Here is an 11,029-nt window from a genome sequence, read left to right as displayed (position 1 = left end):
TTCTTGTTCTTGTTCCATCCAGTCCATTTGAGATTTTCCATCATGAGTTTCGCCTATTTTATGTATTTTTCCACTGTGAAATAAAATTCTTTCCGTTGTAGTCGTTTTGCCAGCATCAATATGAGCCATGATTCCGATATTACGTACTTTATCAATCTTAAATTGATGTCCCATAATAAATTCTCCTTAATATGCATTCAGTTGTTTTTACCAACGATGATGTGCAAAAACCTTGTTGGATTCTGCCATACGATGCATATCTTCCTTTTTTTTAACAGCACCACCTATTCCAGCAGCAGCATCAATAATTTCTTTTGATAATTTTTCTTGCATTGTTTTAGCATTTCTTTTTTGTGCATTCAAAATTAACCATCTTAAACCTAAAGATTGACGTCTTTCAGCACGTACTTCTGAAGGAACTTGATAATTTTGGCTCCCTATAGTACGTGTACGAACCTCTAATATAGGCATAACATTATTCAAAGCTTCATTAAAAACATCTATTGGTTCTCTTTTTGTTATTTCTCTAACTTTGTCTAATGCGCCATATAAAATAGCTTTAGCGACTCCTTTTTTGCCATCTTTCATAATAGTATTAATAATTTTAGTAACTAATTTAGAATTATAAACAGGATCTAAAGAAATTTCTTTTTTATAAATTTTTTTCTTACGTGACATAATTTTATCCTCCTTTTTAATTAATAATTGATATTATTTTTTAGTATTTTTTTTAGAGCCATATTTTGAACGCCCTTGTTGTCTATTTGCGACTCCTGTAGCGTCTAAAGCTCCTCTTACTACATGATAACGTACACCAGGTAAATCTTTGACTCTTCCACCACGAACTAAAACTACACTATGTTCTTGTAAAGAATGACCTATTCCAGGAATATAAGCAGTTATTTCCGTTTTATTACTTAAACGTACTCTAGCGAATTTTCTTAAAGCTGAATTGGGTTTTTTAGGAGTCATAGTAGATACTTTGATGCAAACACCAGATTTTTGAGGAGAATTAAAATTAATATTTTTTTTCTTCAAACTATTAAATCCGTATCCAAAAGCTGGCGATTTATTTTTAGAAACTTTATCTACTCTTTTATTTCTAATTAATTGAGGAATAGTAGGCATAAAAAACTCCTTTTTATAATTTTCGATTCATAATAAAAAAAATTTTACAATAATAAATTAATAAACTTATATTTTATATAATACATATAATTATAACTTTTTTTTATAAAAAAAACAATATTTTTCTTTTTAAAAAAAGAAAAATATCATTTTTATTTAATTTATTTATTATTTTTATTTACAGGATAATCAAATTTATTAGATTCTAAAATTCCTGTTCCTGCTGGAATCAATCCACCAACAATAACATTTTCTTTTAAACCATATAAATAATCTGATTGACCTTTAATAGCAGCATCAATTAAAATCTTAGTAGTTTCTTGGAAAGAAGCCGCTGAAAGGAAAGATTCACTTTTTAAAGAAGCTCTTGTGATGCCTAATAAAACAGGTTTTCCAACTGCTAAAGTTTTATTTTCTTTTAACATTTGAAGATTTACTTTTTTAAATTCTTTTATAGAAACTTCTGTTCCTGGTAAAAAAGGAGTATCGCCTTCAAAAATAATTAAAACTTGTTTAAACATTTGACGAATAATAATTTCAATATGTTTATCACTGATTGTAACACTTTGAGATTGATATACTTGTTGTACTTCTTCTAAAATATATTTTTGTGTTTGTTCAACATCAGTAATTCTTAATAATTCTCTTAAATCGATAGAACCTGTTGTTAATTGTTGTCCAGCGTAAACTCTTGTATTTTCTTGAACTATAATTTCGACATTAGAATAAATATCGTAAATAACTTTTGTTGTTGGATCATAATCAGGAACAATAACAATTTGAGGTAATGAAGAATTTATATTTTTTATTTCTTCTATATAGCCATCATATTCACTGATAATAGATTTTCCTTTAGGTCTTCTAGCTTCAAATAATTCTTGAATTCTTGGTAATCCTTGAGTAATATCAGAAACCGCTAAAACTCCTCCAGTATGGAAAGTTCTCATTGTTAATTGTGTTCCAGGTTCTCCGATAGATTGCGCTGCTATTACTCCAACAGCTTCACCAATTTCAACTTTTTTATTGTTAGCCAAATTTAAACCATAACATTTGCTACAAACACCAAATTCTGAATGACAATGGAAAATACTTCTTATTTTAACTTTTTTGATTTCTGAAGAAACAATTTTTTCAATGACTTCTTCTGATAAAAGTTCATTTTTACCAACGATCATTTCTTGTGTTTTAGAATTAAAAATATTTTCAGCAGCGAAACGACTAAAAATACGTTGTTCTAAAGAAATTATTTCTTTACCATCTCTGTTAATAGCTTCAACATAAATACCTTGATCAGATCCACAATCTTCTTGTGTAATAATATTATCTTGTGCTACATCGATCAATCTACGAGTTAAATAACCTGATTCTGCTGTTTTTAAAGCAGTATCAGTAGACACTTTACGAGCTCCGTGAGTTGAGAGGAAAAATTCAGAAACTGTTAATCCTTCTTTAAAAGAAGTTTTAACAGGAATTTCTAAAATTTCACCCTTAGGACTATTCATTAATCCTCTCATACCTGATAATTGAGAAAAGTTAGAAGTATTTCCTCTTGCTCCACTATCACTTATCATAAACAAATTATTATCTCTATTAAGTTCTTTCATTAAGCCTTCTTGAATTTGTTCACGAATAATTTTCCATTCTTGAATAACTAAATTTTTCTTTTCAGAAGATGTTAAAAAACCATCATTATAAAAATTTTCTATTTTCGTAATTTTATTTTCTGTTTTTTCTAATAATTCTTCTTTTTTAGAATAAACACTAATATCACTATGAGAAATAGTAATTCCTGCGATAGTAGAATATTTAAATCCTAAATCTTTAATATCATCCAACATTTTAGATGTTTCATTGATAGTACTTTTTTTGAAAACACGATCAATTATCATTGATAAGAATTTTTTCTTGAAAGGTTCAATGTATGGAGAATCATTTAAATATTGTTGAGGATCTTGTGCTTTCGGAACAAAATAAAAATCTGGTGTTTTAATTTCTAAATTAAATAAAGTAGGTTCTTGGATATATGGAAAATCAGAAGGTAAAATATTATTAAAAATTAATTTACCTAAAGTAGTTACTAAATATTTTTCTTTTTGTTCTGGAGTAAAATAAGAGTTAACATTAACTGTTGGAACTAAAATTTTAGTATGTAAATGAATTTCTTTATTGAAATAAGATAATTCAGCGTCTTTTAAATCAAAAAAGATTTTACATTCGTTACGATGTTTGTAATGATGTTGTTCTGTTTTTAATTCAGATTGAAATCCTTCTACAATACGATCTTTTTTCTCTTCGATAGTTAAATAATAATTTCCTAAAACCATATCTTGAGAAGGGAATAAAACAGGATTTCCATTTTTAGGATCTAAAATATTATTTGAAATTAACATTAATAAACGTGCTTCAGCTTGAGCTTCAACAGAAAGAGGTAAATAAACAGCCATTTGGTCGCCATCAAAATCGGCATTAAAAGCAGGAGTAACTAAAGGATGTAATTTAATCGCTTTTCCGTCAATTAATTTTGGTTCAAAAGCTTGAATTCCTAAACGGTGCAAAGTAGGTGCTCTATTTAATAAAACAGGATGTTCTTTAACTACTTCTTCTAAAACATTAAAAACGTATTCATCCATTTTTTCATATAAAACAGTAGCACTTTTTTTGTCGATGCCTCTTGTTTCTTGTAATTTATTTAAAATAAAAGGTTTAAATAAAATAACGGCCATAATTCTAGGTAAACCACATTGATGAATTTTTAATTCAGGACCGACAATAATAACAGATCTTCCTGAATAATCCACTCTTTTACCTAAAAGGTTTTGACGAAAACGACCTTGTTTTCCTCTTAACATTTCTGATAAAGATTTTAATGTTTTATTTTTGTCAATGTTGAAATTATTTTTTTTATTAACTTTAACATTATCAAATAATACATCAACAGCTTCTTGTAACATTCTTTTTTCGTTTTTAATAATTAATCTAGGTGCTTTTTGTTTTATTTGTTTTTTTAAACGATTATTACGATTTAAAATTCTTCTGTATAAATCATTTATATCAGCAGTAGCAAAACGTCCACCATCTAAAGGAACGATAGGTCTCAAATCAGCTGGAAGAATAGGAAGCACATCCATAACCATCCATTCAGGTTTGTTATCAGATTGATTAAAAGATATTAAAATTTCTAATCTTTTGATAATACTATCTCTTTTTTGTTTTGAAATATGTTTTAAAATATTTCTTAATTCATTTATTTCTTTATTTAAATCTAATTCTTGTAATAATTTTTTAACAGCTTCTGCACCTGTTAAAGCAACAAAAGAATCATCACCATACATATCTAGATAATTTCCGTATTGGATTTCTGATATAATTTGTCCTTTTACTAATCTAGTTCTTCCTGGAGTAAAAACAATATAAGAAGCATAATAAACTATTTCTAATAATTCTTTTGTTTTGATACCTAATAAAATAGACAATCTACTTGGAGAACTGTTTAAATACCAAGTATGAACAATAGGAGCAGCTAATTCAATATGTCCCATTCTTTCACGACGTACTTTTTGTTCTGTTATTTCAACTCCACATCTAGGACAAATTTGAGATATTTGTAATGGTTGTTTTTTGTTACAAGAACATGAAAAATCTTTAGAAGGGCCAAAAATCTTAGGACAAAAAAGTCCTCCAATTTCTGGTTTAGAAGTACGATAATTAATAGTTTCGTAATTAACTATTTCACCATAAGACCATTGTCTTATTTCGTTGGGAGAAGCTAAACGAATTTTAAAATATTCATATTCACGACTTCCATATTTTTTTTCAGAATCAGAAAAGAATATTTTTTTTTCTAAAGAAGGATTAGATTCTTCAGGAATATATTCGTTTTCATCTTCAGAATTATATCTATATAGAGTAAAAATATCTTCAATAGATCTAAAATAATCTGGTTCTTCGTTTTCTAATATCTTATACAAAAAATCTAAATCTGATGTTAAAAGAGCATGAGAATTATTAATTTGATTTTTTGATAAAAGAATAATAAGTTCTTGTTCTAAATCTAAATTTTTTAAATTTTCAGGTAAAAAATTAGTTCTTAAAATAGGAATTATTTCTGAAAAACTATCTTTATTTAATAAAGATTGTAATTCTTTTAAAGTATATAAATTAAAATCTTTTAAATAATTAATCTCTATTGATTTCAAAGATTTTAAGGTTGATTCAGAAAGAGAAAAATTTTCAATTTGAACATCCAAAGTCATAATAATGATAATTTTACTCCTTATTTTTTTCGACTAAAGAATGATTTACTTTATTTTCTTTAGTATCAGATTTTATCAATTCCACATGCAATCCTAAAGATTGTAATTCTTTAGTAAAAACTCTAAAACTTTCAGGAATAGATGGTTTCGGTAAAGGTAATCCATTAACTATAGCGTTATAAGTTTTATTACGTCCTATCATATCATCACTTTTGACAGTTAAAAATTCTTGTAAAGTATGAGCTGCTCCGTAACCATATAAACTCCAAACTTCCATCTCACCAGTTCTTTGTCCTCCTGGTCCAACACTACCTTGTCCACGTGTTGCTTGATTTGTTATTAAAGTATATGGTCCAACGTTTCTTGCATGTAATTTATCATCAACCATATGAGACAATTTGATCATATATAATGTTCCAACTGAAATACGATTGTCATAAGGTTCTCCAGTACGACCATCATATAAAACCATTTTTCCATCTAAAGGAATATTAGCTTCTTGCATAATATCTTTTAAATCTTCGTTGTTAGCGCCATCAAAAACAGGAGTAGCAACTTTGATTCCTAATTTTCTAGCAGCAAATCCTAAATGCATTTCTAAAATTTGTCCGATATTCATTCTACTTGGAACACCTAAAGGATTTAACATAACATCAATAATTGTACCATCTTCCATATAAGGTAAATCTTCTTTAGGTAAAATACGAGATACAACCCCTTTATTTCCGTGACGACCTGCTATTTTATCGCCTTCTTTAATTTTTCTTTTTTTAGCAATATAAACTCTAACAATTTCGTTAACTCCAGGAGTAGATATAAAATCTCCATTAGCAGTTGATAAATGTTCTACACTTTGAACAATTCCAGCTTCACCAAAAGGAACTCTTAAAGAAGCATCTTTGTAATCTCTTACTTTTTCTCCAATAATAGTATGAATTAATCTTTCATAAGGAGTCATTTCGAAAACTACTTGAGGAACGATTTTACCTACTAAAATATCTCCTTCTTTAACTTCAGAACCTGGAATAATAATTCCGTTCTCATCTAAGTTACGAATAGCTTCTTTGCTTACGTTAGGAATTTCACGAGTGATTTCTTCTTTTCCTGCACCTTTTTTTAATTCTCTTGCAACGATTTCATATTTCGTTATATGAATAGATGTATAAACATCGTTATGAACTAAATTTTCAGAAATAATAATAGCATCTTCGTAATTATAACCTTCCCAAGTCATAAAAGCTACATTAATATTTTTTCCTAAAGCTAATTCACCTTTATCAGTAGCAGGACCATCAGCGATAATATCACCTTTTTTAACAAGTTCGTTTTTTCTAACAATAGGTTTGTGTAACATTAAAGTATTTTGATTAGATTTTTCGAAAACAGTTAATGGATATTCTTTTTCTTCATTGTCTTCGCTTTTAATAACAATTTTTTGAGCATCAACATATGAAACACGTCCATCTTGTTCAGATAAAACTAAACAACCTGAATCTTTAACTATTCTATGTTCGATCCCTGTACTTACAACAGGAGAATCTGTTATTAATAAAGGTAATGCTTGACGTTGCATATTTGTACCCATCAAAGCACGAGAAGCATCGTTATGCTCTAAAAAAGGAATAGTAGAAGTAGCCACCGAAACTATTTGTTTAGGTGAAACATCTATATAAGAAAGTTGATCGATATCATACATTCCTGTTTCACCATTTTTTCTAGCTATAACTTTATTTTTTTTGAAAGTGTTATCTTCATTCAAAAGTGCATCTGCTGAAGCAATAATTTTATCTTCTTCTTGAATTGAGGTTAAATATTTGAATTCACTTGATACTTTTGTAATATCGTCTAATTGTTCTACTTTAAAAAAAGGAGTTTCAATAAAACCGTATTTATCTACTTGAGCATAAGTTGATAAAGAAGAAATCAAACCAATTGAAGGTCCTTCAGGTGTTTCAATTGAACATAATCTTCCGTAATATGAATTATGAACGTCCCTTACTTCAACCCCGGCACGATCACGATCGATTCCACCAGTACCTAAAGCAGAAATTCTTCTTTTTTGAGTTAATTCAGCTAAAGGATTGATTTGATCCATAAAATGTGATAAACGTGAACTACTAAAAAAGCTTTTAACAACCATCGAAAGGGATGAAAAATTAACTAATCCATTTGGAGTAGTTGTTTCAAATTTGCTAATAGACATTCTATCTTTGATATTTTTTTCAGATCTAGTTAAACCGATACGGAATTGATTTGTTAATAATTCTCCTACCAATCTTAATCTTCTGTTACCTAAATAATCTATATCGTCAATTTCGCCTACACCTTCATAAAGATTTAAATAATAACTCACACTAGCTATAATATCGGATAAGAAAATATTTGTACATTGTTCAGATTGATTATTACCAATAACTTTAATAAATTGTTTGTTGTTATCGTCATCTAATTTGTAAACTTCTAAAACTTCATTTAAAACTTTTTTCTTTGTTTCAAAAACTATTTCTTTAAATAAATTATTATTTTCTAAAAAAAATTCTATTACTGATTCTTCTAAAAATTCCTTATTTTCTTGCAAAAATTCTATAGTTTCGTTAGTTAATAAGGTATCAGCTTCAACTAAAATTTCTCCTGTCAAAATATTTGTAATATGTTCTTTAATATATAAATCAGTATCAGAATTATCTTTTTTATAAACTAATTCTGGATCTTCTTTTGAATTATTTTCGTTTTCTAAATTGGATTCTGGATTAACTAATTCTCTAGTAAAATGTTTTCTTTTTTCTTTTAATTCTTGAATAACGTGTTTATTTAACAAAGTTCCTTTTGGAAATAAAATTTCGCCTGTGTCGATATCTTTTAAATCGTAAGTTAAATAAGTGTTTTCAACTCTTTTTAAAATATCTAATTTTTTATTAAGTTTATATCTTCCCACAGAAGATAAATCATATTTTTTACGATCAAATAATCTTGTACGAATAAATTCACGAGCAGAATTAACAGAAACTTTTTCACCTTGATTTAATTTTGAATAAAGTTCAATAATAGCTTCTTCACTGTTGGAAGTGTTATCTTTATCAAAATTTAATTCTAAAAGTTTATTTTTACCAAAAACATTTTCGATTTCTTCTTTTGAATTGAATCCTAAAACTTGAATAAACTTAGTTAAAGAAATTTTTTTTGAACGATCTAACTTAGCATACAAAACATCTTTATTGCTTTGTTCGTATTCGATCCAAGCTCCTCGAGTAGGAATAATTTGAACTTCATAACGCATCTTATTATATTTTAAATCAAATTTTTGAGTAAAATAAGTACCAGATGAACGTATAATTTGAGATATAATTACTCTTTCAATTCCGTTAATAATAAAGTTTCCAGAAGGAGTCATTAAAGGTAAATCTAATATTAATACACGATTTTTTTTGATTTCACCTGTAAGAACATTTTCTAATCTTACATTAACAAATAATTCAGAAGAATAACTTAAGTCTAACTTTTTAGACTGTTTAGGAGAAAATTTAGGTTTTTCTAAATAAAAATCATCAAAATATAATTTTAAATTACCATTATAACTTGTAATAGGTGAAATATCAGATAAAGTTTCTTGAATTCCTTTTTTTAAAAATAATTCAAAAGAATCCATTTGTGTCTTAATTAAATTTGGTAAAGGAAAATCATAATTCATTTTAGAATAATTACGACGTTCTACTTTGGTGCCATACTTAACATTAGAATATTTTTTCATTTTTTTTAAACTCCAAACCATAATTATTAATTTTAAAAATGAAAAATTCATAAAATGAATTTTGAATAAAGACAATAAAAAACCTAAGATGTTCTTTTACTTAGGTTTTTTATTAAAAAATAATTATTTTTTGAAAAATTATTTTAATTCGATTTGAGCTCCTAATTTTTCTAATTTAGCCTTTATATTTTCTGCTTCAATTTTGTCAACGTTTTCTTTAATAACAGCGTTTGGTGTTTCTGTTAATTTTTTAGCATCTATTAATCCTAAATGAGTAATATCACGAACCTCTTTAATAACTGGAATTTTACTTGAATCTTCTCCAAAATTTTTCATAATAACTGAAAATTTTGTTTGTTCTACTTGTTCGTTATTAGATTCATTTTTGTTACCAGAAGTAGCGACCACACTAGAAAGATCAAATCCAAATTCTTGTTGAATTCCGTCTACCAATTCTTTAATTTCTAATAATGTCATTTGTTTTAAAGCTTCTATAAAAGTTTCTTTATTTAATTTTGTCATTACTTTATCTCTCTTTACATATATAAATTTTTAAAAAATAATTTAAAATAACAATTTATATTATAAATTATTTTTGTTTTTGTAAAACATTTAAACCCATTGTTAATTCTCTCAAAGAAGCAAGCATCATTGAAGCCAAACTTGCCAATAAACTTTCTTTTGAAGAGTACAAAGATAATTCGCTAATATCTTTTTTAGAACATACTTTGTTTTCGAGAACACCAACAACAATTTTTAAAAAATCAAATTTTTTAGAAAATTCATCTAAAATTTTCATAGAATTAATTGAATCTTTAGAACAAAGTAATAAAGCCTTAGCGTTTTTAGATAAATCAGCCAATTCATTGTAATTTACTGTTTTGAAGGCTCTTTTAAGTATATTGTTAGGATACAATTTAATTGTACTATTATTTTTTTTTAATTCAACACGTAATTCTGTTAAATCACTTACTGTTAAACCTTGATATTCAAATAAAATAATCAATTCTGAACTCTTAATATTTTGTATTAATAAATCAACTTCTTGACTTTTTTTATCAATAACGTTTTTATTTACCATTAAAAATAAAAATCCTTCCTTTTTATGAATAAACAAAATAAACAACCGTTTTGGTTAATTTCAATTTTCAACAAACAAAATCAAAAAAATCAAAAATTTTTTTATTTTTTTAAATTGATGCAAAATCTACTTTAACGCCTGGTGCCATTGTTGTAGAAAGAGTCATTGATTTAACAAAATTTCCTTTGACTGTTTTAGGTCTCGAAGATATTAAATTTTCATAAAAAAATTTCAAATTATCAGCTAATTCATCTTCTGTAAAAGAAATTTTACCTAAAACAACATGTAAATTAGCATTTTTATCTAATTTATATTCTATTCTACCTTTTTTAACATCTTGAACTATTTGTGAAATATTATCTGTTACAGTTCCTAATTTTAAATTCGGCATTAAACCTTTCGGACCTAAAATACGTCCTAATTTAGCAACTGAAGGCATCATTTCTGGGGTAGATATTAAAACATCAAAATCAACCCAATTCTTAGAAATACGATCTACTAAATCTTGATCTCCAACATAATCAGCTTTTGCTTCTTCAGCTTCTTTTGATTTTAAACCTTTAGCTAAAACAGCAACTTTTAAATTTTTTCCTGTTCCATGAGGCAAAATCAAAGCCCCTCTTAAATTTTGTTCTACCTTTTTGGGATCTAATTTAAGAGACAAACTACATTCTACAGTAGCATCGAAATTAACTATTTTAGTTTTTTTGATTAATCCGATAGCTTCTGAAAGCGAATATATTTTATTAAAATCTATCAACTTACTAATTTCTAAATATTTTTTGCTTCTTTTCATAATTAAAATATTTTTTTAAAAAT

At 26.7% G+C, this 11,029-nt stretch carries 8 protein-coding genes; all 8 read right to left on the bottom strand.

Going from position 1 to position 11,029, the window contains the following annotated elements:
* Window positions 1-174: GTP-binding protein (locus tag AB6A63_RS02470; RefSeq protein ID WP_370431101.1), on the bottom strand; the 174-nt coding region annotated here is incomplete at its 3' end.
* 33 nt (window positions 175-207) lie between these two features.
* Window positions 208-678, bottom strand: a complete 471-nt coding sequence (gene rpsG / locus AB6A63_RS02465) for a 30S ribosomal protein S7 (protein WP_370431099.1) — start codon at window positions 676-678, stop codon at window positions 208-210.
* A 33-nt stretch (window positions 679-711) separates the two neighbouring features.
* The gene (rpsL, locus tag AB6A63_RS02460) at window positions 712-1,128 is read right to left on the bottom strand and encodes a 30S ribosomal protein S12 (protein WP_370431098.1); all 417 of its coding nucleotides are present in this window, start codon (window positions 1,126-1,128) and stop codon (window positions 712-714) included.
* A 161-nt stretch (window positions 1,129-1,289) separates the two neighbouring features.
* Complete coding sequence (gene rpoC / locus AB6A63_RS02455) at window positions 1,290-5,381, bottom strand: DNA-directed RNA polymerase subunit beta' (protein WP_370431097.1); 4,092 nt, start codon at window positions 5,379-5,381, stop codon at window positions 1,290-1,292.
* A gap of 13 nt (window positions 5,382-5,394) precedes the next feature.
* Entirely contained in the window at window positions 5,395-9,129 is a 3,735-nt protein-coding gene (rpoB, locus tag AB6A63_RS02450) for a DNA-directed RNA polymerase subunit beta (protein ID WP_370431096.1), read from the bottom strand.
* A 138-nt stretch (window positions 9,130-9,267) separates the two neighbouring features.
* Window positions 9,268-9,651: a 50S ribosomal protein L7/L12 gene (rplL, locus tag AB6A63_RS02445; protein WP_370431095.1), complete on the bottom strand. Its 384-nt coding sequence runs from the start codon at window positions 9,649-9,651 to the stop codon at window positions 9,268-9,270.
* A gap of 67 nt (window positions 9,652-9,718) precedes the next feature.
* Window positions 9,719-10,210, bottom strand: a complete 492-nt coding sequence (gene rplJ, locus AB6A63_RS02440) for a 50S ribosomal protein L10 (protein ID WP_370431094.1) — start codon at window positions 10,208-10,210, stop codon at window positions 9,719-9,721.
* Window positions 10,211-10,319: 109 nt separating this feature from the next.
* Window positions 10,320-11,009 (bottom strand): 50S ribosomal protein L1, encoded by a 690-nt coding sequence (gene rplA, locus AB6A63_RS02435; RefSeq protein ID WP_370431100.1) that lies wholly within the window; start codon window positions 11,007-11,009, stop codon window positions 10,320-10,322.
* Between the last annotated feature and the right edge of the window lie 20 nt (window positions 11,010-11,029).

The organism is 'Camptotheca acuminata' phytoplasma, assembly GCF_041276565.1.
In the GTDB taxonomy this organism is placed as follows: Bacteria; Bacillota_I; Bacilli_A; order Acholeplasmatales; family Acholeplasmataceae; genus Phytoplasma.
This window is presented reverse-complemented; position numbering and strand designations above follow the sequence as displayed.

Excerpts from the sequence above, each read along its gene's own strand:
- rpsG (WP_370431099.1), bottom strand. The coding sequence starts at position 678 with ATGTCACGTAAGAAAAAAATTTATAAAAAAGAAATTTCTTTAGATCCT.
- rpsL (WP_370431098.1), bottom strand. The coding sequence starts at position 1,128 with ATGCCTACTATTCCTCAATTAATTAGAAATAAAAGAGTAGATAAAGTT.
- rpoC (WP_370431097.1), bottom strand. The coding sequence starts at position 5,381 with ATGACTTTGGATGTTCAAATTGAAAATTTTTCTCTTTCTGAATCAACC.
- rpoB (WP_370431096.1), bottom strand. The coding sequence starts at position 9,129 with ATGAAAAAATATTCTAATGTTAAGTATGGCACCAAAGTAGAACGTCGT.
- rplL (WP_370431095.1), bottom strand. The coding sequence starts at position 9,651 with ATGACAAAATTAAATAAAGAAACTTTTATAGAAGCTTTAAAACAAATG.
- rplJ (WP_370431094.1), bottom strand. The coding sequence starts at position 10,210 with ATGGTAAATAAAAACGTTATTGATAAAAAAAGTCAAGAAGTTGATTTA.